The organism is Nocardioides maradonensis (assembly GCF_054777115.1).
Genome location: NZ_BAAHAZ010000006.1, coordinates 148,132 through 169,010 on the forward strand (window position 1 = coordinate 148,132; position 20,879 = coordinate 169,010).

Annotated in this window: 22 protein-coding genes; 14 read left to right on the top strand and 8 right to left on the bottom strand. The window is 71.7% G+C overall.

Going from position 1 to position 20,879, the window contains the following annotated elements:
• Window positions 1–47 precede the first annotated feature (47 nt).
• Window positions 48–455, top strand: a complete 408-nt coding sequence (locus ACYVAQ_RS08830; RefSeq protein ID WP_460788384.1) for a hypothetical protein — start codon at window positions 48–50, stop codon at window positions 453–455.
• Here ACYVAQ_RS08830 and ACYVAQ_RS08835 read toward each other — a convergent pair.
• The 5 genes from ACYVAQ_RS08835 to sodN form a co-directional block, all read right to left on the bottom strand.
• Window positions 428–1,237 (bottom strand): RNA polymerase sigma factor SigF, encoded by an 810-nt coding sequence (locus tag ACYVAQ_RS08835; protein ID WP_460788386.1) that lies wholly within the window; start codon window positions 1,235–1,237, stop codon window positions 428–430. The two genes, ACYVAQ_RS08830 and ACYVAQ_RS08835, sit on opposite strands and share 28 nt — an antisense overlap.
• Window positions 1,238–1,245: 8 nt before the next feature.
• Window positions 1,246–1,674: an ATP-binding protein gene (locus ACYVAQ_RS08840; RefSeq protein WP_460788388.1), complete on the bottom strand. Its 429-nt coding sequence runs from the start codon at window positions 1,672–1,674 to the stop codon at window positions 1,246–1,248.
• A 99-nt stretch (window positions 1,675–1,773) separates the two neighbouring features.
• Window positions 1,774–2,634 carry a hypothetical protein gene (locus tag ACYVAQ_RS08845; protein WP_460788390.1) on the bottom strand — a complete coding sequence of 287 codons (861 nt, stop codon included), beginning with the start codon at window positions 2,632–2,634 and terminating at the stop codon, window positions 1,774–1,776.
• Between the two features lie 177 nt (window positions 2,635–2,811).
• A complete protein-coding gene (locus tag ACYVAQ_RS08850) occupies window positions 2,812–3,453 on the bottom strand; it encodes a hypothetical protein (protein WP_460788392.1) in 642 nt (213 codons plus the stop codon).
• Between the two features lie 214 nt (window positions 3,454–3,667).
• Window positions 3,668–4,066 carry a superoxide dismutase, Ni gene (sodN, locus tag ACYVAQ_RS08855; RefSeq protein ID WP_460788393.1) on the bottom strand — a complete coding sequence of 133 codons (399 nt, stop codon included), beginning with the start codon at window positions 4,064–4,066 and terminating at the stop codon, window positions 3,668–3,670.
• A gap of 61 nt (window positions 4,067–4,127) precedes the next feature.
• On the opposite strand from sodN, the gene ACYVAQ_RS08860 reads away from it, so the two are divergent.
• From ACYVAQ_RS08860 to ACYVAQ_RS08875, 4 genes are all read left to right on the top strand, one after another.
• Window positions 4,128–4,460, top strand: a complete 333-nt coding sequence (locus ACYVAQ_RS08860; RefSeq protein ID WP_460788395.1) for a S24 family peptidase — start codon at window positions 4,128–4,130, stop codon at window positions 4,458–4,460.
• A gap of 58 nt (window positions 4,461–4,518) precedes the next feature.
• Window positions 4,519–5,706, top strand: a complete 1,188-nt coding sequence (locus ACYVAQ_RS08865) for an NAD(P)-dependent malic enzyme (protein ID WP_460788398.1) — start codon at window positions 4,519–4,521, stop codon at window positions 5,704–5,706.
• 117 nt (window positions 5,707–5,823) lie between these two features.
• Window positions 5,824–6,792, top strand: coding sequence for a zinc-binding dehydrogenase (locus tag ACYVAQ_RS08870; protein WP_460788400.1), 969 nt, complete (start codon window positions 5,824–5,826; stop codon window positions 6,790–6,792).
• Window positions 6,793–6,916: 124 nt separating this feature from the next.
• Complete coding sequence (locus ACYVAQ_RS08875) at window positions 6,917–8,401, top strand: DHA2 family efflux MFS transporter permease subunit (RefSeq protein WP_460788402.1); 1,485 nt, start codon at window positions 6,917–6,919, stop codon at window positions 8,399–8,401.
• Window positions 8,402–8,470: 69 nt separating this feature from the next.
• Here ACYVAQ_RS08875 and ACYVAQ_RS08880 read toward each other — a convergent pair whose 3' ends face one another.
• Together ACYVAQ_RS08880 and ACYVAQ_RS08885 are read right to left on the bottom strand one after the other, a co-directional pair.
• Window positions 8,471–9,526: an alpha/beta fold hydrolase gene (locus tag ACYVAQ_RS08880; RefSeq protein WP_460788404.1), complete on the bottom strand. Its 1,056-nt coding sequence runs from the start codon at window positions 9,524–9,526 to the stop codon at window positions 8,471–8,473.
• Between the two features lie 37 nt (window positions 9,527–9,563).
• Window positions 9,564–10,202 (bottom strand): TetR family transcriptional regulator, encoded by a 639-nt coding sequence (locus ACYVAQ_RS08885; RefSeq protein ID WP_460788406.1) that lies wholly within the window; start codon window positions 10,200–10,202, stop codon window positions 9,564–9,566.
• A gap of 127 nt (window positions 10,203–10,329) precedes the next feature.
• Between ACYVAQ_RS08885 and ACYVAQ_RS08890 the strand changes: the two genes are divergently transcribed.
• The 6 genes from ACYVAQ_RS08890 to ACYVAQ_RS08915 all read left to right on the top strand — a co-directional run bounded on the left by ACYVAQ_RS08890 (window position 10,330) and on the right by ACYVAQ_RS08915 (window position 15,287).
• The gene (locus ACYVAQ_RS08890; protein ID WP_460788408.1) at window positions 10,330–11,466 is read left to right on the top strand and encodes a flavin reductase family protein; all 1,137 of its coding nucleotides are present in this window, start codon (window positions 10,330–10,332) and stop codon (window positions 11,464–11,466) included.
• A 107-nt stretch (window positions 11,467–11,573) separates the two neighbouring features.
• The gene (locus ACYVAQ_RS08895) at window positions 11,574–12,695 is read left to right on the top strand and encodes a fatty acid desaturase family protein (RefSeq protein ID WP_460788410.1); all 1,122 of its coding nucleotides are present in this window, start codon (window positions 11,574–11,576) and stop codon (window positions 12,693–12,695) included.
• A gap of 23 nt (window positions 12,696–12,718) precedes the next feature.
• On the top strand, window positions 12,719–12,949 hold the full coding sequence (locus ACYVAQ_RS08900) for a hypothetical protein (protein ID WP_460788412.1): 231 nt from the start codon (window positions 12,719–12,721) through the stop codon (window positions 12,947–12,949).
• A gap of 14 nt (window positions 12,950–12,963) precedes the next feature.
• The gene (locus tag ACYVAQ_RS08905) at window positions 12,964–14,490 is read left to right on the top strand and encodes an HD domain-containing phosphohydrolase (RefSeq protein ID WP_460788414.1); all 1,527 of its coding nucleotides are present in this window, start codon (window positions 12,964–12,966) and stop codon (window positions 14,488–14,490) included.
• Window positions 14,491–14,541: 51 nt separating this feature from the next.
• A complete protein-coding gene (locus ACYVAQ_RS08910) occupies window positions 14,542–14,907 on the top strand; it encodes a nuclear transport factor 2 family protein (RefSeq protein ID WP_460788416.1) in 366 nt (121 codons plus the stop codon).
• Window positions 14,904–15,287 (top strand): DsrE family protein, encoded by a 384-nt coding sequence (locus tag ACYVAQ_RS08915; RefSeq protein WP_460788417.1) that lies wholly within the window; start codon window positions 14,904–14,906, stop codon window positions 15,285–15,287. The genes ACYVAQ_RS08910 and ACYVAQ_RS08915 overlap by 4 nt, the downstream gene beginning before the upstream one ends.
• A 17-nt stretch (window positions 15,288–15,304) precedes the next feature.
• Here the strand turns inward: ACYVAQ_RS08915 and ptsP are convergent, their stop codons facing one another.
• Complete coding sequence (gene ptsP / locus ACYVAQ_RS08920) at window positions 15,305–16,984, bottom strand: phosphoenolpyruvate--protein phosphotransferase (RefSeq protein WP_460788419.1); 1,680 nt, start codon at window positions 16,982–16,984, stop codon at window positions 15,305–15,307.
• 89 nt (window positions 16,985–17,073) lie between these two features.
• Here ptsP and ACYVAQ_RS08925 point away from each other — a divergent pair, with 89 nt between their 5' ends.
• From ACYVAQ_RS08925 to ACYVAQ_RS08935, 3 genes are read left to right on the top strand one after another with little or no spacing between them, the layout of a single operon-like run.
• Complete coding sequence (locus ACYVAQ_RS08925) at window positions 17,074–17,838, top strand: DeoR/GlpR family DNA-binding transcription regulator (RefSeq protein WP_460788698.1); 765 nt, start codon at window positions 17,074–17,076, stop codon at window positions 17,836–17,838.
• On the top strand, window positions 17,835–18,839 hold the full coding sequence (locus ACYVAQ_RS08930; protein WP_460788421.1) for a 1-phosphofructokinase family hexose kinase: 1,005 nt from the start codon (window positions 17,835–17,837) through the stop codon (window positions 18,837–18,839). The genes ACYVAQ_RS08925 and ACYVAQ_RS08930 overlap by 4 nt, the downstream gene beginning before the upstream one ends.
• Window positions 18,827–20,878 (top strand): PTS fructose transporter subunit IIABC, encoded by a 2,052-nt coding sequence (locus ACYVAQ_RS08935; protein WP_460788424.1) that lies wholly within the window; start codon window positions 18,827–18,829, stop codon window positions 20,876–20,878. The genes ACYVAQ_RS08930 and ACYVAQ_RS08935 overlap by 13 nt, the downstream gene beginning before the upstream one ends.
• The last annotated feature ends 1 nt before the right edge of the window (window position 20,879 follow it).

The following is a 20,879-nucleotide window of genomic DNA, read 5'->3' on the forward strand; positions in this document are numbered from 1 at the left end:
CGGTCGGTTATGTCACAAGCGAGATTCCGCTTCTCTAGAGTGTCCCGGTGCCCGAGACCCGCCCGACCGCCCCGCCGCCGCTCGTCGTCGCCTCCGCGCTCACGACCCTGGAGGGGCTCGGCCTGATCATCGGCGCGATCGTCGAGATCGCCACCATGTCCTCGGGCCACGCCTCCCTGGCCGTCGCGATGGCCGCCTGCTTCGGTGCGTACGGCGTCGCGCTCGTCATCGGGGGACTCGCCCTGCGCCGCCTCGTCACCTGGCCACGCGGCCTCGCGCTCATCACCCAGCTCATCATGCTCGGCCTGGCCTGGGGTCTGCGGCACCACGTGCTGGACGCGATCGCGGTCGGGGTCGTCGGGGCCATCGCGCTCGCCGGGATCGTGCACCCGGCCAGCATTGAGGCGCTCGAGGGCTCCCGGAACCGTCAGGACTCCTCGGACTCCAGCGACTGACGCAGCTGCGCGAGCGTCCGGGTGAGCAGCCGGGACACGTGCATCTGGGAGACGCCGATCTCGGCGGCGATCTGGGACTGCGTCATGTTCTTGAAGAAGCGCAGCATCAGGATCTTCTTCTCCCGCGGCGGCAGCCCCTCCAGCAGCGGCCGCACCGACGCGCGCACCTCGACCTGGTCCAGGGCCTCATCCTCGATGCCGATCGCATCGAGCATGCTCGGACCGCCCTCGTCGGAGTCGTCGCCGCCGGCGTCCAGGCTCAGCGTCGAGTAGGCGTTGCTCGACTCCAGGCCCTCGATGATCTCCTCGACCGAGCAGCCGATCGCGGTGGCGAGCTCGGCGGCCGTGGGGGAGCGGCCCAGCTTCTGGGTCAGCTCGGCGGTGGTCCCGCCGATCTGCATGCGCAGCTCCTGCAGCCGGCGCGGGACGCGGATCGCCCACCCCTTGTCGCGGAAGTAGCGCTTGATCTCGCCCAGGATCGTTGGGGTCGCGTACGTCGAGAACTCCACGCCGCGCTCGAGGTCGAACCGGTCGACGGCCTTGATCAGCCCGATCGTGCCGACCTGGACCAGGTCCTCCATCGGCTCGCCCCGGTTGCGGAAGCGGCGCGCGCAGTGCTCGACCAGCGGCATGTGCAGGTGGACCAGCGCGGTGCGGTGCTCCCCGCGCTCGGCCTCGGGGCAGGCGGGATCGCGCAGCTGCGCGAACAGCGCGGCGCTGCGTCGTTTGGTCTCGTCGATCGTGCCCGTGGGCAGATCGCCTTCCCGAGAGGTGATGGCCATGTCGTCGGTCAGGCCACCGCGGGCTCGAGGGTCGAGGTCGCGACCAGGCGCACGGCGTATGTGCCCGGTGCGGAGGTGATGTCGGCCTCGGCGGTCAGCGTGGCCAGGACCTGCCAGCCGAAGCTCTCGTAGTCGGGTGCCTCCGGCGCCTGGGCCGCGGCGATGATGGTGAGCGCCAGCTGGGCCGGGTGCAGGTCGAAGCGGCAGACGAGCTCGCTGCCGCTGTCGGCCTGGTCGAGCACCATCGCGACGGCCTCGCTGACGGCGATGCGCAGGTCCTCGATGTCGTCGAGGGTGAAGTCGAGGCGGGCGGCGAGACCCGCGGTCAGGGTGCGGAGGACGGAGACGTAGGCGCCGTTGGCCGGCACGCGCAGCTCGACGTGGGCGTCGTCGGCCGCGTGCGTCTCGCCGATCGTCGCGCTGCTGGTCTCGGGCATCGGATCCTCCACGGTCTGGGTTGGGTGACGCGCTGCTCCGAGCCTACGACAACGGCCGCACCCTCGTGGAGGGTGCGGCCGTCAGTCGTGGCTGGTTCGTCAGGGCGTCGGGATCGACGTCGGCAGGGTGCCGATCAGGTTGCCCAGACCCAGGGTGGTCAGCAGGTTGGTGAGCAGCGAGGTGAGCGTCGACGGGTCGGCGCCGCCCTTCAGGGCGCTGCACAGGTCAGCGGCCTGCGGGACCGACGTGCAGAACTGGTCGAGCGGCAGCGAGCTCGGGGACAGGCTGCCGGCGTACTGCGCGAGGCCGTCGCACACCGCCTGCGGAACTCCGGCGTCGCAGAGCGACTGGAGCGACGGGGCGCTCGAGCCGAGGCCGAGGGTGTTCAGCAGGGTGGTGACCAGGTTGGTCAGGGTCGAGGCGTCCGCGCCGCCCTTGAGGGCGTTGCAGAGGTCGGCGGCCTGCGGGACCGAGGTGCAGAACTGGTCGAGCGGCAGGGAGCTCGGGGAGAGGCTGCCGGTGAGCTGGGCGAGGGTGTCGCACACGGTCTGCGGGACGCCCGCGTCGCACAGCGCCTGGAGCGAGGGAGCGCCGGGCGTCGTACCGCCGCCGGTGCCACCGCCCGTGCCGCCCGTGCCGCCACCGGAGGTGCTGCTCTGGCACCGCTTCAGCGCCTTCTGCGCGTTGCGCAGGGACTTCTTCGCCTTGGCCAGGCGCTTCTTGGCCTTCTTGATCTTCGCGGCCTTGTGGGTGTGCTTGGCCTTCTTGAGCGCCTTCTTGGCCTTCTTCACGGCCTTCTTCGCGTGGTTCACGCGGTTGTGCTGGGTCGTGCAGGGGTTCGCGGCGGTCGAGGACGCCGTCGTCGTGGTGGCGGCCTGGCTCGCGGCCGTGCCGGCGACGAGCGAGAGACCGAGGGCGAGCGCGAGGCTCACCAGGATCTTGGTCAGGGTGCGGTACATCGGTTTTTCTCCCTCCAGAGTGACGTGCGACACCCACAAGTGCAGGAGGGGGCCTGTCGTTACGGCCGACCACCAGAGTCAGGACGAAGTCCCGCATTTTCAGGACGGTCCCGGACGCGCGGACGCGCGGACGGCGGCCGCGCCGAGGGGCACGACCGCCGTCCGGGGTGGGATCGGTCAGATCAGCTGGTCGAGCAGGTTCAGCAGGTCGCCGAGACCGACCTGGGCGAGCAGGTCGCTCAGGCCGAGTGCACCGAGCACCTGGGTCAGCACGCCCTGCAGCGCGCTGGTGTCCAGGCCGCCGCTGGTGGCGCCGGCGATCGCGTCGCAGAGTGCCTGCGCGTTCGGGACCTGGGCGCACAGGTCGGCGATCGAGAGGCCGGACGGGATGCTGGAGGTGAGACCCGCGAGCGCGTCGCAGATCGGCTGCGGCACGCCGGCGTCGCACAGCGATTGCACCGGGCTGGCCGTGGTCACGGTCGGGGACGTCTGGTGGTCGCGCACGCACGTGTCGCGGCGCGCCCGGGCGTTCGCCAGCTTCGCTCGGGCCTTGGCGACGCGCGCCTTGGCGGCCCGGACCTTCTGGGCGTGGTGGGCCTGGTGCTGTGCGTGCTGGGTCGTGCGCAGGGCCCGCTGGGCCTTCGCCAGGGCGTGCCGGGCGCTGTTGACCCAGGCCTGCTGGTTGGCACAGGCGGCGGGGGTGGTGGCGCGGGCGACCGACGGGGCCGCGGCGGCGTGGGCGTTCCCGGGGCTCACGGTGAGCGTGAGGCCGAGGGCGAGCGTCAGGCTCACCAGGATCTTGATCAGGGCGCGAGGCATCGCGGGGTGTCTCCCTCCGAGGGGTTCGTGAGCCCTCCCGATCGGCCCGCAGGTCGTCGTGCTGAGTCGAACGTGCAAAAAAACGCGACCGCGCGCACCCCGGAGGGTGCGCGCGGTCGACGGCGAGGAGGTCAGGCCTTCTTGGTCGGCCGTCGCTTCGCTCCGGCACCTGCGGCGCTCGCCGCGACGGCACGAGCAAGCTCGGCCGTCGGGCTCACTTCTTGGTTTCCCAGAAGATCTTGGCGACCTCGTCGATCTTGGCGAGGAGCTGGTCGGCGACCTCGAGGTCGAGGGTGCCCTTGGTGCCGGCGGCACCGGCCAGCTTGGTGGCCTCGTTGATCAGCGTGTGCAGCTGCGGGTACGCCTCGAAGTGCGGCGGCTTGAAGTAGTCGGTCCACAGCACCCACAGGTGCTCCTTCACCAGGTTGGAGCGCTGCTCCTTGATGATGATGGCGCGGGTGCGGAAGTCGGCGTCGTCGCTGTCGAGCGCCTTGGCGATGACGGCGCGGACCGACTCGGCCTCGATGCGGGCCTGAGCGGGGTCGTAGACACCGCAGGGCAGGTCGCAGTGCGCGGAGACCTCGATGGTCGGGGCGAAGAGTCGCTGGAACATGCGGATCCTCTCGGGAGTCGGGGGAGACACGAACGTGTCGTTCACTGCGACACTACTCGGCGTGGCAGGCAGGGCAACGGCGGGTCGGAGCGTGGGCTTCGCGCTCGTGCGCGGCGACTCGATGCTGCCGACCCTGCGCCCGGGCGACCGCCTGCTGCTGCGGTACGGCGCCCGCCCGACCCCGGGCCGCGTCGTGGTCGTGAGGTACGCCGATGGCGTGGTCGCGGTGAAGCGCGCCGTCGAGCGCCGGCAGCACGGGTGGTGGGTGCGCGGGGATGCCTCCGACGAGGTCGCGCCAGGTGCGGTCGACTCGCGGTACTGGGGAGAGATCCCCGAGACCGACGTACTCGCCGTCGCCGTGGCCCGGGTCTGGCCGCGGCCGAGGGTCCTGTGACCGGGCTCATCCTGAGACCCGCCGGAGGCCGACGGGCGTTGTGGGAGAATCACCCCTCGTGGCTGACGCTGTCCCTACCTCACACCCGCGTGCCGGTGACCCGGTCTTCGACCTCCACGTCGGCGGGAAGCTCGCGACCGTAGCCACGGCCGAGGTCGGGACGCGCGAGCAGCTCTCCCTCGCCTACACCCCCGGGGTGGCCGACGTCTGCACCGCCATCGCGGAGGACCCCTCGCTCACCCGGCACTACACCTGGGTGCCGAACACGGTCGCCATCGTGACCGACGGCACCGCGGTCCTGGGCCTGGGCGACATCGGCCCCGCCGCCGCGATGCCGGTGATGGAGGGCAAGGCGGTCCTGTTCAAGCAGTTCGGCGGCGTCGACGGCATCCCGATCTGCCTGGACACCACCGACACCGAGGAGATCATCGAGACGGTGGCGCGGATGGCGCCGAGCTTCGGTGGCATCAACCTCGAGGACATCTCCGCCCCACGCTGCTTCGAGATCGAGGACCGGCTCAAGGAGCGCCTCGACATCCCGGTCTTCCACGACGACCAGCACGGCACCGCGGTCGTGACCCTTGCCGCGCTCACCAACGCGCTGCGCCTGACCGGTCGGTCCGCCGAGTCGACCCGCGTCGTCATCTCCGGCGCCGGCGCGGCCGGTGTCGCGATCGCGAAGATCCTGCTCGCGGCCGGCATCAAGGACATGGTGGTCACCGATCGCAAGGGCGTCGTCAGCTCGGAGCGGACCGACCTCACGCCGGTCAAGCGGGAGCTGGCCGAGATCACCGCCGACGTGCACGGTCGTTCCGGCACGCTGGCCGAGGCCTTCGACGGCGCCGACGTCTACATCGGCGTCTCGGGCGGCACCATCCCCGAGGAGATCGTGGCCACCATGGCCGAGGACGCGATCATCTTCGCGATGGCGAACCCGACGCCGGAGGTCCACCCCGACGTCGCGCACAAGTACGCGCGGATCGTGGCCACTGGCCGCTCGGACTTCCCGAACCAGATCAACAACGTGCTCGCCTTTCCGGGCATCTTCCGGGGCGCCTTCGACGTGAACGCCACGGCGATCACCGAGAACATGAAGGTCGCCGCCGCGACCGCCCTCGCCGAGCTCGTCGGCGACGCGCTTGCCGAGGACATGGTCATCCCGACGCCCTTCGACCCGCGGGTCGGCCCGGCCGTGGCCTCCGCCGTGGCTGCTGCTGCGCGGGCCGACGGGGTCGCGCGGGCCTGAGGTGCTGATTTCACAAGGGATGTAGCGAACTCGGCACTTCCTCGGCTCAGCAACGCCTGGGAAGCGCAGGTTTCCCTGCATACCTAGTGAAATCTGCAGCCCGATAGCGTGGGCCGCATGTTCGCCGTCTACGCCGAGTCGTTCGGCACCGAGAACCCCCTCGACGGACTGGTGGTCGGGGAGCGGCCCGACCCGGTCGCCCCGGACGGGTGGACCACGGTCACGGTCAAGGCGGCCTCGCTGAACCACCACGACCTGTGGTCCCTGCGCGGCGTCGGTCTCAAGGCCGAGGCGCTGCCGATGATCCTGGGCTGCGACGCGGCGGGGTACGACGAGGACGGCAACGAGGTGGTCGTCCACGCGGTCGTCTCCGACCCGGACTGGACCGGCGACGAGACCCTCGACCCGAAGCGCTCGCTGCTCTCCGAGCGGTACCAGGGGACGTTCGCCGACAAGGTGGTCGTGCCGCGGCGCAACGTCGTCCCGAAGCCGTCGTCGATGTCCTTCGAGGAGGCCGCCTGCCTGCCGACGGCCTGGCTGACGGCGTACCGGATGCTCTTCACCCAGGGTGGCCTCAAGGCCGGAGACACCGTGCTGGTGCAGGGTGCGGGCGGCGGCGTCGCCACGGCCCTGATCACGCTGGCGCGGGCCGGCGGTCTGAAGGTCCTCGCGACCAGCCGTGACGAGGCCAAGCGCGCGCGGGCGCTCGAGATCGGCGCGCACGAGGTCTACGCGTCCGGGGAGCGGCTCCCGGCCAAGGTCGACGCCGTGATGGAGACGGTCGGCCGCGCGACGTGGGCGCACTCGATCCGCTCGCTGCGTCCGGGCGGCAAGCTCGTCATCAGCGGTACGACGTCCGGGCCGAACCTCGACGACACCCTGCTCACCAACATCTTCTTCCTGCAGCTCAGCGTCATCGGGTCGACCATGGGGACCCGCGACGAGCTCGCCTCCCTGGTGACGATGCTCGACGCGACCGGCACCCGCCCGCTGATCGACCACGCGCTGCCGATGGAGCAGGCGCGGGACGGGTTCGCGGCGATGGCGGCGGGCGACGTCTTCGGAAAGATCGTCCTCACGCGCTGACGTGCGCAATAAGAACTTTTCCGATGTCGGTGGTGTCGGGAAGCATGTGCATGTCGAAATGCGTTGGGCTCGTTCGTAGACCTGGTGAACGCATTCCGCTCGCCCACGACCCTGAGGACCTGACATGACTGCGCCCACCGAGGAAGACGACCTCGCCCCGAAGGCCTTCGAGGTCTATGACGCCGAGCTCCAGGCGGAGCTCTCCACCGGGCGTACGCCGCTCGTGATCAAGCTGCTCGTCGCCGCGACCTTCGTGGTGATCCTGAACGAGACCATCACCGTGACCGCGCTCCCGCGGCTGCAGGCCCACTTCGGGCTGAGCCTGGAGACCGTGCAGTGGGTGACCACCGCCTTCATGCTGACCATGGCCTCGGTGATCCCGCTGACGGGCTGGTTCCTGCAACGGGTGAGCACGCGGACGGCGTACGCGACCGCGATGACGCTGTTCTCCATCGGCACCCTGGTCGCCGCGTTGGCGCCCAGCTTCACCATCATCATCGTCGGCCGGGTCATCCAGGCCAGCGGTACCGCGGTGATGATGCCGCTGCTGATGACGACCCTGATGACGGTCGTCCCGATGAGCGACCGCGGCCGGGTGATGGGCAGCGTCACACTGGCCATGTCGGTCGCGCCCGCGATGGGTCCGGCGGTGTCCGGCGTGCTGCTCCAGCTCGGCTCCTGGCGGCTGATCTTCATCGCGGTCCTGCCGATCGCGATCGCGGTGGGCGCGCTGGGCCTGAAGTACCTGGAGAACATCGGCGAGCCGCAGAAGCTCCCGGTGAGCTGGCTCAGCGTGGTGCTCGCGGCGACGGGCTTCGGCACGTTCGTCTACGGCATCACCAAGGTGCAGCCGCACCAGTGGCACCGCCCGGCGCTGATCATCGCTCTCGGTGCCGTCGTCATCGCGACGTTCGTCGGCTACCAGCTGTGGCTGCAGCGCGGCCGCACCCCGCTGCTCGACCTGCGCACGCTGAAGCACGGCACCTACACCAAGTCGCTGGTCCTGATGGCGGCTGCGTTCATGGGCTTCTTCGGCTCGATGATCCTGCTGCCGATGTACTTCCAGAACGTCCGAGGCCTCTCGCCGCTGCAGAGCGGCCTGATGGTGATGCCCGGTGGTCTGGCCATGGGTCTGCTCGGCCCGCGTGTCGGCAAGCTCTTCGACAAGGTCGGCACGCGACCGCTGGTGATCCCGGGCTCGATCGCGATGGTGGCGCTGATCTTCGCCCTCAGCCAGGTCACCGTCACGACGCCGTACTGGCTGCTGATCGTCATCCACGTGGCCCTGATGGCGAGCCTCGCCGCGATCTTCACGCCCGTCTTCTCGGTCGGACTGGGTGGTCTGCCGCCGCAGCTGTACTCGCACGGCAGCTCGCTGCTCGGCGCCCTGCAGCAGGTTGCCGGCGCGATCGGCGCGGCCATGCTCGCTGTCATCTCGGTGATCCGTGCCGAGACGTTGAGCAAGCACGGTGCCGAGCCGGGTGTCGCCTTCGTGGGCGGCATGGAGCGGGCGCTCGAGGTGTCCGCCATGATCGGCTTGGTCGTCGTGCTGATGGCCGTCTTGCTCCCGGCCCGCCCCGAGGAGGGCGCTCAGGGCCCCGGTCACTGACCCAGGAGATGAGAGGAGGCCGGACCCGTCGGGTCCGGCCTCCTTCTCGTTGTCGGGCTCGCCGTCAGGTCAGCGGGCGAGGAACTCGTCCAGCAGCGGCCAGCTGAGCTCGGCGGCGTTCACCCCGGCCACCAGGCCGAGGTGGGAGAGGCCGTCGGCGGCGGCGTACGTCGCTCCGGGGACGACGTCGACGCCGGCCCGGACCGAGGCGCCGGGGCCGATGTTGTCGGTGCTGGAGCCGATGAGCAGCACCCGGGTGTCGATCCGGGACAGGTCGACGACGCGCTCGCGGCTCAGCTCGACGCGGCCGGTGGTCAGCTCGTTGCGGGTCATCAGCCGGCTGTGGATCTGGTGGTAGGCGCGGCCCGGGTAGCCGGGCATCGAGCCGATGAAGTCGTCGACGGCCTCGGTCCGGCCGAGCGCCTCCTCGTCGAGGATGTTCTTGGCGAGGAACCAGGCCTTGGTGAGCTCGCGCTTGGGCGCCATCGCCCGGTAGGACGTCCGGACCAGGTGCTTCGGCACCCCGCCCAGCGCGGCGGTCGGCAGCGTGGTGAGCCAGGTGCCGAGGGTCTTGTCCAGAGCGGCGAACGGTTTGATCGCCGGGTTCTTCGAGTAGTCGATGGGCGTGCCGAAAGCGGTGATCGAGGAGATCGGGAGCTCCGGGTGCGACGCCGCGGTGAGCAGGCTCATCGTGCCGCCCAGCGACCAGCCGACGACGTCGACCGGACCGTTGCCGTGCTGCAGGGAGACGGCCTCGATGGCGGTCGGGAGGATGTCGTCGATCCAGTCCTCGAAGCCCATCGCCCGGTCGGCGAAGCCGATCTCCCCGTAGTCGATGACGTACGTCGCCCGACCCGACTCGACCAGGTGGGCGGCCAGGCTCTGGCCCGGGCGCAGGTCGTAGCAGCGGATCGACACCGCGAGCGGCGGCACCAGGAGGACGGGTCGGGTGCCGGCGGCGGCCGCGGGCCCGTCGTACCGCATCAGGTGGCGGTGGGGGAGCTGGTAGATCGTGGTGGTGCCGAGGCCGTCGTACTTCTCGATGCCGTCGCCCAGCGGCGAGATCGCCCAGGCGTTGCGGGCGGCCTGGGTGGTCAGGGTCGTGAGGTTCTGCAGGGTCGGCACGGACACATGGTCCTGGCGTCGGGTACGACGGGTCCAGTCATCGGCGCCGTGACGAGTCCCACTGCCGGGCGCCGATGATGAGCATCCGCACCTGGGTGCGCGCCGCCTCGGCGACCTCGCGCTCGGCGGTGGAGCCGGGTGCGGTGCCGATCAGCCGCTCGGCGGTGGTGACGAACGTGGTCACGATCAGGTCCGCCAGCGTGCGCAGGTCCTCGGTCGACCACGACCGCACGGCCGGGACCCGGGCGATGTCGGTGGCGAGCTCGTCGACGAAGCGGGTCAGGTTGGCGTTGATGGCGTCGCGGACCGTGGGCGGGCCGGCGAAGCGCTCGCGCGTGATGAAGGCGAAGTGGTCGTGCTGGCGTCGGACGTGGTCGGCCATCGTCGCCAGCGAGCTGTCGATGAGGCTGCCGAACTGCGGATCGGTGTTGGTGCGCAGGTCGTTGAGCATCGCGCGCAGGCTGGCGAAGGAGTCGTCGACCAGCGCCAGCCCCAACTGCTCGATGGAGTCGAAGTGGCGGTAGAACGCGGTCGGGACGATGCCGACCTGCTTGGCCACCTGGCGCAGCGACAGCGCCGCGAGGGGTACGTCGGCGCACAGCTCGAGCGTCGCGTCGAGGATCGCCTGCCGGGTGCGCTCCTTGCGCTCGGCCCTGGATCCGGTGGTCTCGGTCACCCGCTCACTCTAGTCGGTGTACATGTGTGCACCATCACCGTGTGTCGCTGTTGACCGGCGGTGGGCCGGCAGGGGAGTCTTTGGGTGTACGGATGTACACCGAAACCTTGACCGAGAGGAGACCGCGATGACGGTCCTCGCAGAGCCGCTGGCCCGGGTCGGCGATCGCCTGGTGCGCTCGCGCCTGGCGGCCGCGCTCGCGACGCCGCACGGCGTCGACGCCTACCTCGCCCAGTTCAACCCGATGTGGGCCGCGCACGAGGTGCGCGCCCGGATCGAGTCGATCCACCGCGAGACCGACACGCCCGGCGCGCCCGTCGCGACGCTGACCCTGCGGCCGACCCGCACCTGGCGGGGCCACCGGGCCGGCCAGCACGTGCTCGTCGGCGCCGAGCTGCCGGGCAGCTCCAAGCGGACCACCCGCGCCTTCACGATCTCGTCCGCGGCCTCGGTGCCCGGCGAGACGATCACGCTGACGATCCGCTCCAACGCGGAGGGGCAGCTGTCGTCGTACCTCGTCGACGGGGCGCAGGTCGGCGAGATCCTGCACCTGAGCCAGGCGCAGGGCGACTTCTGCCTCGACGAGTCGCCGGCCACCCCGACGACCAACCACCTGCTCTTCATCACCGGCGGCTCCGGCATCACGCCGGCGATGTCGATGGTGCGCACCCTCCTGCGCGACGGGTACGACGGACACGCCGGCCGCAAGGTCACCTTCGTCCACTACGCCCGCAGCGCCGAGGACCAGATCTTCGCCGAGGAGCTGGCCGAGATCGCGGCGGCCGACAACGGCGTCGACGTGCACCTGCACCACGGCGACCTGTTCAGCGAGTTCGGGCTGCGCCGGATCGTGGAGGACTTCCGCTCCACCGACACCTACCTGTGCGGGCCGGCCGGCCTCGTCGAGCTCGTCACCGAGGCCTACACGGTCGACGGCGTGGTCTCACCGAGGCTGCGCACCGAGTTCTTCAAGCCCGCCGTGCTGCGGGCGGCCAAGCCGGGGGAGGCCGCCACCGGCGAGATCACCTTCACCCGCAGCGGGAGGAGCGTCGAGAACGACGGCGGCAGCCTGCTGGAGCAGGCCGAGGCGCTCGGCCTGAACCCCGAGTCCGGCTGCCGGATGGGGATCTGCTTCTCCTGCACCCGCACCAAGACCAGCGGCACCGTCCGCAACGTCCTCACCGGCGAGGAGTCCTCGCTGCCCGACGAGAGCGTCCGGCTCTGCGTCACCACCGCTGCCGGCGACTGCCACATCGACCTCTAGGTCTCGATACACCGCTCGCTCGGGTCTCGATACACCACACGCTCGTTCCTCGCGTGCGGCACTCGACCACCGAATGCCCGGGCACTCGACCAACGAAAGGCTTACCGATGACCACGACCACCGACGAGACCCTCTACCACGGCCTCACCATGGCCCAGCTGGACGCGTTCGGCGCCGAGCTGGACGCGATCCGGCAGCGCATCATCGCCGACCTGGGCGAGGAGGACGCGGCGTACATCCGCAAGATCGTGAAGGCGCAGCGCCGCTTCGAGCTCGCCGGCCGCGCGCTGTTCTACCTGCCCGTCGTGGGCTGGCTGCCGGCCGTCGCCTGCCTGTCGATCTCCAAGATCATCGACAACATGGAGATCGGCCACAACGTCATGCACGGCCAGTACGACTGGATGGGCGACCCGCACCTCAACAGCCGGATGTTCGACTGGGACACGATGGCGCCGGCCGAGAACTGGAAGTACGGCCACAACTACATGCACCACACCTACACCAACATCGTGGGCAAGGACCGCGACGTGGGCTACGGGATCCTGCGCATGGACACCGACCAGAAGTGGCGGCCGTACTACCTGGGCAACCCGGTCTACGCGTTCCTGCTGATGACCTTCTTCGAGTGGGGCGTGGCCATGCACGACCTCGAGGTGGACGAGCTGGTCGCGGGTCGTCGTACCTGGGCGGAGAACAAGGAGATCGGCGCGCGGATCCTGAAGAAGGTCCGCAAGCAGGTGGTCAAGGACTACCTGCTCTACCCGGCGCTGACCGGCCCGCTCTTCCCGCTCACCTTCGCCGGCAACTTCGTGGCGAACATCGTGCGCAACCTGTGGACCTTCAACATCATCTTCTGCGGCCACTTCCCGTCCGGCGTCGAGACGTTCACGGTCGAGGAGACCGAGAACGAGACCCGCGGCCAGTGGTACCTGCGGCAGATGCTGGGCTCGGCGAACATCGACGGCGGCAAGCTCTTCCACATCATGAGCGGCAACCTGTCGTTCCAGATCGAGCACCACCTGTTCCCCGACATCCCGGCCCGCCGCTACCCGGAGGTCAACGCCGAGGTCCGCGAGATCTGCGAGCGCTACGGCCTGCAGTACAACTCCGGCCGGCTGAGCAAGCAGCTGTGGAGCGTCGCCAAGAAGATCTGCCGGCTGGCGCTGCCGGGCGGCGACACCGCGCCGGCGCCGACCGCGGCCGTGACCGAGACGACCTTGGCGGCGTGATCCCCACAGGGGAAGATGAGGCCATGGACGACAAGGGTCGCGACCACCTCAGCGGTGCCGAGATCAGCAAGGACGCGCTGCAGGACGGCGTCGAGGCCGCGGTGCAGGCGGTCGGGCAGGTCACGCACATCGTGATCGGCGCGGTCGGCGAGGTGGCCAAGACCGTCGGCGGCCTGGCCACCGAGCTGTTCGAGATCGGCGACGCCGCTCGCAAGGCGCGCGCCGACCAGTCCGGCGTCGAGGGCGACGACTGAGCACCGGCTCGACCTTGTCGGGGGTTCGGCTCGCCGAGCTCCTGGCCTCCCTCTCGCTGGCAACGGACCTGGGACTGGGTCTGCCGCAGGAGCACGTCCTGCGGCAGACCCTTCTCGCTGACCGGATCGCGGAGCTGTCGGGCTGGGACGACCTCCGGCGCTGCTCGGTCGTGCACGTCTCGTTGATGGCCTGGGTCGGCTGCGTGGCCGACTCGCACGAGCTCGCGCAGTGGTTCGACGACGACCTGGCCCTGCGCGCGGCCAGCTACGACATCGACAAGGTCGGGCTGCCGATGATGCGGTTCATGGTCGGCCAGCTGGCCGAGCGGGACGGTGCCTTCGGCCGGGTCGGCGCGGTCGCCGGCTTCCTCACCCGCGGTGCCCGCCAGGTCTCCGGCGGCTTCCTCACGCACTGCCAGACCACGGGTGACATCGCTGAGCGGCTCGGCGTGGATCCGGCGGTACGCCGGGCGCTGGGCCAGGCCTTCGAGCGCTGGGACGGTCATGGCTACCCGAGCCGCCTGGCGGGCGACGCGATCGAGCCGCTCATGCGCGTCGTGCACGTCGCCGACGACCTCGAGGTGTTCCACCGTCGTCGTGGTGCCGGGGCCGCGCTCGAGGTGCTGCGAGCGCGCCGGGGGACGGAGTTCGACCCCACGGTGGTCGACCTGGTGCTCGCGCGGTCCGACGAGGTCTTCGCCGCCGTCGAGGTCGTCGACCCCTGGGCCGAGGTGCTGAGCCGCTGCACCCGGCTGGACCGGATCGTCCCGGATGTCGAGCTCGACCAGCTGCTCGGGATCGTCGCTGACTACGCCGACCTCAAGTCGCCGTGGTGGACGGGGCACTCGCGTGCCGTCGCCGACCGTGCTGCTCTCGCGGCCGGGACGCTCGGCCTCGACGCGGCTGCGGTGACGACCGTCCGCAGAGCCGGCCTCGTGCACCGGCTCGGTGCGGTCGGCGTGTCCAGCGGCACCTGGGCCCGCGCCGGAGCGCTCAGTGCCGCAGAGGCCGAGCGCGTCCGCAGCGTTCCCTACCTGACCGGCAGGGTGCTGGCCCGGCAGCCGGTGCTGGCGGCGATCGGTCGCCTCGCCGGACAGGTGCGCGAGCGTCTCGACGGATCGGGCTACCCCAACGGCCTGGTGGCGCGCGACCTGTCGACCGAGGCCCGCGTCCTGGCAGCCGCCCAGCGCTACCAGGCCCTGGGCGAGGAGCGGCCGCACCGGCCCGCGGTCGAGGACCGCGCCGCGGTGCTGCGCGCCGACGTACGCGCCGGGCGGTTGGACGGGGACGCCGTCGCTGCGGTGCTGGCCGGTCCCGGGCGGGCTCCCCGCCGGCGTACCTCCGTCGCGGGGCTGACGGCCCGCGAGCTCGAGGTGCTCACCCTGCTCGCGCGCGGGCGGTCCAACAAGGAGATCGCGGCCGAGCTCGGCATCAGCGCGCGCACGGTCGGCACCCACGTCGAGCACGTCTACGCCAAGGCCGGGGTCTCGACGCGGGGCGCGGTGACGATGTTCGCCATGCGCCACGGCCTCGTGGGATAGATACGTCGTTCGCCCGATGTGGCCGGCCGGCGTACGCCGGACGATCGGTCCATGGACACCGCCACCCTCACCACCGCCGACCGCTTCCTCGAGGCCTTCTCCGCCCAGCGGTACGCCGACCTCGCCGACCTGATGACCCCCGACGCCCGCTTCCGGGCGTTGCTCCCGCCGCGCACCCTCGACGGCGGTCCGGAGCTGCTGATCGGCTGCTACGGCCAGTGGTTCGGCGAGGGCGCGCACGTCGTCTCGTCCGGCGTCGAGCCGGCGGGGGAGAAGGTCTCGGTGACCTACAGCGTGGTCGTCGACGACGGCCACCCGCGCCAGGCCGAGCAGCACCTCTACCTGACCCTCGCCGATGACCGGATCAGCGCCGTCGACCTGATCTGCTCCGGGTTCCACGCGGTGAGCCCCGCATGAGCGTCGACGTCGAGCCGAGCGCGGCGAGGGCCGCGATCAGCCTGACCACCGGCCTGGAGGACCCCGAGAAGGTCACCGTCGCGCTCCTGGTCGCCGTCGGGGCTGCCGAGTCGGGACGTCCGACGCTGGTGTTCCTGACCAAGGAGGCGGTGCGCGTCGCGTTGGGCGGCTTCGCCGTGGGGACCGCGTGCGAGGGCTGCCCGTCGCTCCCGTCGCTGCTGGAGCGGTACGCCGCGGCGGGCGGGCGCTTCCTGGTCTGCCCGATCTGCTTCGACGCCAAGGGCCTCGACGCCGGGGACCTGATGGCGAACGCCGAGCTCGGCGGCACGGTCCAGCTGTGGGGATGGATCGGAGCCGGGGCGACGACGTTCAGCTACTGATCCGGGTCAGGGCTGAGTCAGGGCTGAGGGGCGTCGAGCGCCTGCCGCGCTGCCGCCCGGGCCTCCAGCGGGCTCGCGGCGGCCAGCGCGGCCTCGGCCATGGCCACGCAGGTGGCGTCGCGGACGTCGCCGAGCCGCGCTCCGACCCCGCGCACGGCCGTGACCGCCATCGACAGCGAGGTCACGCCGAGCCCGACCAGCACACAGGCCAGCAGCGGGTCGGCGGCGGCCTCGCCGCAGACGCCGACCGGCTTGCCGGCGGCACGGCCGGCACGGGCGGTCGTGGCGACGAGGTGGAGCACGGCCGGCTGCCACGGGTCGGTGAGCTCGGCGAGCTCGCTCGACATCCGGTCCGCCGCCATCGCGTACTGGGTCAGGTCGTTGGTGCCGATGGACAGGAAGTCGACCTCGGCGAGGATCCGGTCGGCCAGCAGGGCGGCGCTCGGCACCTCGACCATCACCCCGGCCCGCAGGCCACGCCCGCGGACCGCCTGCGCGAACGACCGTGCCTCGGCGATCGTGGCCACCATCGGCGCCATCACCCAGGTGTCGGCGCCGGTCCGCGACGCCGCGGCGGCGATGCCGTCGAGCTGGTTCTCCAGCAGCTTCGGGTTGCTCGCGGCCAGCCGCACGCCGCGTACGCCGAGGGCGGGGTTGGCCTCGTCCGGATGGGTGGCGTAGGTGATGGGCTTGTCCGAGCCCGCGTCCAGCGTGCGCACCACGACGTGCTGGTCGGCGTGTGCGAAGGGGGCGAGCACCTCGGCGTACAGGTCGGCCTGCTCCTCGACGCTCGGCTCGGTCTCGCGGTCCAGGAAGCACAGCTCGGTGCGGAACAGCCCGATGCCGTCCACGGGCGCGGTCGCGGCCTCGACGGAGGTGGCGGGGTTGCCGACGTTCGCCATCAGGGCGACACGGGTGCCGTCGGCGGTCCGGCCGGGGCCGGTCCAGCTCGCCAACGCCTCCCGGGTACGCCGGTCGGCCGCGGCGCGGTCCTGCGCGGTCGCCGGGTCGGGGTCGACCTCCACGTCGCCGTGCTCCCCGTCGACGTAGAGCTGGGCTCCTGCGGCGATCGCCGTGACGCCCGCGGCACCGACGACGCAGGGGATGCCCAGCTGGCGGGCGATGATCGCGGTGTGGCTGGTCGGGCCGCCCTGCTCGGTCACCAGCGCGAGCACCATCGAGGCGTCCAGCGCCGCGGTGTCCGCAGGCGCGAGGTCGACGGCGACGATCACCGAGGGTCGGTCGGGTGACGCTGGGCCCGGCTCGGGCTCGCCGACCAGGTGGGCGACCACGCGGTCGTGGATGTCGCGCAGGTCGGTGACCCGCTCGGCCATCAGGCCGCCCATCTTGGCGAAGGTCTCGACGAAGGACGCCAGGGCGGCATCCATCGCGGTGATCAGGTCGTCGCCGTTGCGCAGGCCCTTGCGCACCGCCGCCCGCATGCCGCGGTCGGTCGCGAGGCCGGCGCTCGCCACGAGCACCTCGGAGGCGGCGCCGCTCGCCCGGGCCGCCCGCGCGCGGAGGGAGTCGGCGACGGCAGCGGCCGCCGCGTCGTACTGCTCCAGCGCGGTGTCCGGATCGACGGAGACGGCACGGAACCGTGCGATCGCGTCGGGGGAGAGCTCGGTGACGGCGAGGAGCGCGGGCCCGTAGCCCACGCCGGGGACGACCGGGGTGCCGTGGAGGTGGGTGACCATGCTCACAACGTAACCCCCGAATCCCTTGACAAGCAACAGGTTCGGGCATAAAACAACACAAACAAAGATTCGTGACGGAGGCCACAGGGATGTACGCCGAGGAGCGCCAGCAGGCGATGGTCCGCGCGGTGAGCGCGGTCGGACGGTTGTCCGTCGCCGAGCTCGCGCAGCAGTACGACGTCACCACCGAGACCGTCCGCCGGGACCTGTCGGTCCTCGAGCGCGCCGGGCTGCTGCGCCGGGTGCACGGCGGCGCCGTGCCGGCCGGGGCCCTCCACTCGGTCGAGTCCGCGCTCAGCGAGCGGGACGCGGCGCAGTCCGCCGAGAAGGACCGGATCGGCCGGGCGGCGTTGGCGCTGCTGCCCGCCGAGGGAGCCTCGGTCCTGATCGACGCCGGCAGCACCACCGAGCGGCTGGCAGCGATCCTGCCGTCGACGCACCGCCTGACGGTGTTCACCCACTCGGTGCCGATCGCGGCGCGGCTGGTCACGCACCCGGCCGTGGAGCTGCACGTGCTGCCGGGGCGGGTCCGGCCCGCCACCCACGCCGCCGTCGGACCCGCCACGGTGGCCGCGATCAGCGACCTGCGGGTCGACGTGGCCTTCGTGGGCGCCAACGGTGTGACCGCGACGCACGGGCTCTCGACGCCCGACCCCGAGGAGGCCGCCACCAAGCAGGCCCTCGTGGCCGCGGGCCAGCGGGTGGTCGTGCTCGCCGACGCCACCAAGATCGGAGCCGACAGCACGGTCCGGTTCGCGCGGCTCGAGGACGTCGACGTCATCGTCACCGACGCGCTCGAGCGCAGCCAGCGCACCCAGTTGACGAAGGCCGGCGTCGAGGTCGTGGTCGCATGATCCTCACCGTCACCCCGAACCCGAGCATCGACCGCACGGCGGTCCTGCCGGGTCGGCTCGAGCGCGGTGCCGTGCACCGCGCGGAGGCCGTGCTGTTCCAGCCGGGCGGCAAGGGCGTCAACATCTCGCGCGCCTGTGTCGCCGCCGGCGTACCGACCCTGGCGGTGTTCCCGGCGAGCGAGGACGACCCGTTCGTCGTCGAGCTCACGGGGCTCGGGGTCGACTGCCGCCCGGTCCGGCCGGCCGGACCGCTGCGGGTCAACCTCACCCTCACCGAGCCCGACGGCACGACCACGAAGGTGAACACCTCCGGGGCGACCGTCACCGACGCGGACCTGCAGCGGCTCACCGACGCCACGCTCGCCGCCGTCGGCGAGCGCCGACCGGCCTGGGTCGTCCTCGCCGGCTCGCTCCCGCCGGGGACGCCCGCTGACTGGTACGCCGGTCTCACCGCCCGCATCCGCGCCCTCGGCCCGCGGGTCGCGGTCGACACCAGCGACGCACCGCTCGAGGCGACGGTCGCCCGCACCATCGACGTCCGCACCGGCCCGACGCTGCTCAAGCCGAACGCCGAGGAGCTCGCCGCCGTGACCGGCGCCGACGCCGCGACGCTCGAGGACGACCCGGTCGCGACCGCGAAGGCCGCACGCACGCTGCTCGAGCGCGGTGTCGAGGTCGTGCTCGCGACCCTCGGTGCCTCCGGCGCGGTCCTCGTCGACCGCACCGGCGCGTGGCACGCCACCCCGCCGCCGATCACCGTCGTCAGCACCGTCGGCGCCGGCGACGCCAGCCTGTTCGGCTACCTGACGGCCGACCTCGACGGAGGTACGCCGGAGCAGCGGCTCGTCTCCGCCGTCGCGTATGGCGCCGCCGCTGCCGGTCTCGCCGGCACCACCCCACCCACCCACCACGACGTCCGGACCGCCGAGGTCCGGGTCACCCGGCTCGACGTACCGCCGGCCGGCAGCTCCGATGGAGGAAGCGCGACATGGAAGCACTGATGACCCCGGACCTGGTCCGGCTCGACGTCGACCTCGGTGGCTCGAAGGAGGCGGTGATCACCTCCTTGGCGGCGATCGCCGTCGCCGCCGGGCGAGCGAGCGACGAGGCGCAGGTCGAGCGTGACCTGCTCGACCGCGAGGCGAAGTCGCCCACAGGGATGAAGGGTGGGATCGCGATCCCGCACTGCCGCTCGGCAGCGGTCCGGGTGCCGACGCTGGCGTTCGCGCGACTCGCTCCCGGCGTCGACTTCGGTGCCAAGGACGGCGCCGCCCAGCTGGTCTTCTGCATCCTCGCGCCCGAGGGCGGCGGCGACGCGCACCTGAAGATCCTGACCAAGCTCGCCCGGGCGCTCGTGCGCAGCGAGTTCACCGACGCGCTCCGCGCGGCCTCGACCCCGGCCGAGGTGGTCGCGATCGTCGACGGGGTGGTCGGCGAGGAGCCGGCCGCGGCGCCGGCCACCGCTCCCGCTCCTGCCGCCGCGGCCGCGCCGAAGCCCTCCCTGGTCGCCGTCACGGCCTGCCCGACCGGCATCGCGCACACCTACATGGCGGCCGAGGCCCTCGAGGCGGCTGCCGCCCGTGCCGGGGTCGAGCTGGCGGTCGAGACCCAGGGCTCGGCGGGCTCGACCCCGCTCTCGCCCGACGCGATCGCCAAGGCGGGTGCGGTGATCTTCTCCGTCGACGTGGGCGTCCGTGACCGGGCGCGGTTCGCCGGCAAGCCCGTCCTGCAGAGCGGCGTGAAGCGGCCGATCGACGAGGGCGACGCGATGATCGCCGAGGCGCTCCGGCTCGCCGCCGATCCGAACGCGCCCCGTGTCGAGGGCAGCGCGGACGTTGCCGCCGCACCGGAGGCAGCAGGGTCGTGGGGGAGCCAGGTACGCCGGGTCCTGATGACCGGCGTCTCCTACATGATCCCGTTCGTCGCCGCCGGCGGCCTGCTGATCGCCCTCGGCTTCCTCTTCGGCGGCTACGACAGCGCGTTCGCGTCGGGGGACATCCTGGTCAAGCACTCGCTGTCGAACCTGCCGTCCCCGGCGGCGTACGACCTGCACCACGTCATGTTCAACTCGCCCTTCCTGCTCTACCTGGGCGTGCTGCTGTTCTTCATCGGCAAGACCGCCTTCGCGCTGTTCGTGCCGGTGCTCGCGGGCTACATCGCCTACGCGATCGCCGACCGGCCCGGGCTCGCGCCGGGCTTCGTGATGGGCGCGCTCGCGACGAACCTCGCCGGCTTCACCGCGAAGGACGGCACGGGTGCCGCCGCGACCGGCTTCCTGGGCGCCATCGTCGGCGGGGCGCTCGCCGGCGCCATCGCGCTGTGGATCTCCCGCTGGAAGGTGCCCACGTGGGCCCGCGGCCTGATGCCGGTGCTGGTGATCCCGCTGCTCACCAGCGTCATCGCCGGCCTGCTCATGCTGCTCGTCCTCGGCCGGCCCGTCGCCGCGCTGATGAACGGCCTCAACCACGGGCTGAACAGCATGAACGGTGGCTCCTCGATCATCCTCGGCATCGTCCTCGGCCTGATGATGGCCTTCGACATGGGCGGCCCGCTCAACAAGGTCGCCTACGCCTTCGCCACCGCCGGCATCGGTACGGCGGCAGCCGCCTCCGGCGACGCCCCGCAGCTGAAGGTGATGGCGGCGGTGATGCTGGCGGGCATGGTGCCGCCGATCGCGCTGGCGCTGGCCACCGTCGTACGGCCGCGGCTGTTCACCGCGGCCGAGCACGAGAACGGCAAGGCCGCGTGGCTGCTGGGCGCCTCGTTCATCACCGAGGGCGCCATCCCGTTCGCCGCGGCCGACCCGCTGCGGGTCATCCCGTCGATCATGCTCGGCAGCGCGGTGACCGGCGGTCTCGCGGAGGCCATGAACGTGACCCTGCGGGCACCCCACGGCGGCATCTTCGTGCTGTTCGCGGTGGGCAACGTCGGCGGCTTCCTGCTGGCCCTGGTGGCGGGTGTCCTCGTCGCCGCGGCGTCCGTCGTCCTGCTCAAGAGCACCGTCCGTGCCGGCGCGCCGTCCGACGTCGTCACGGCCTGAC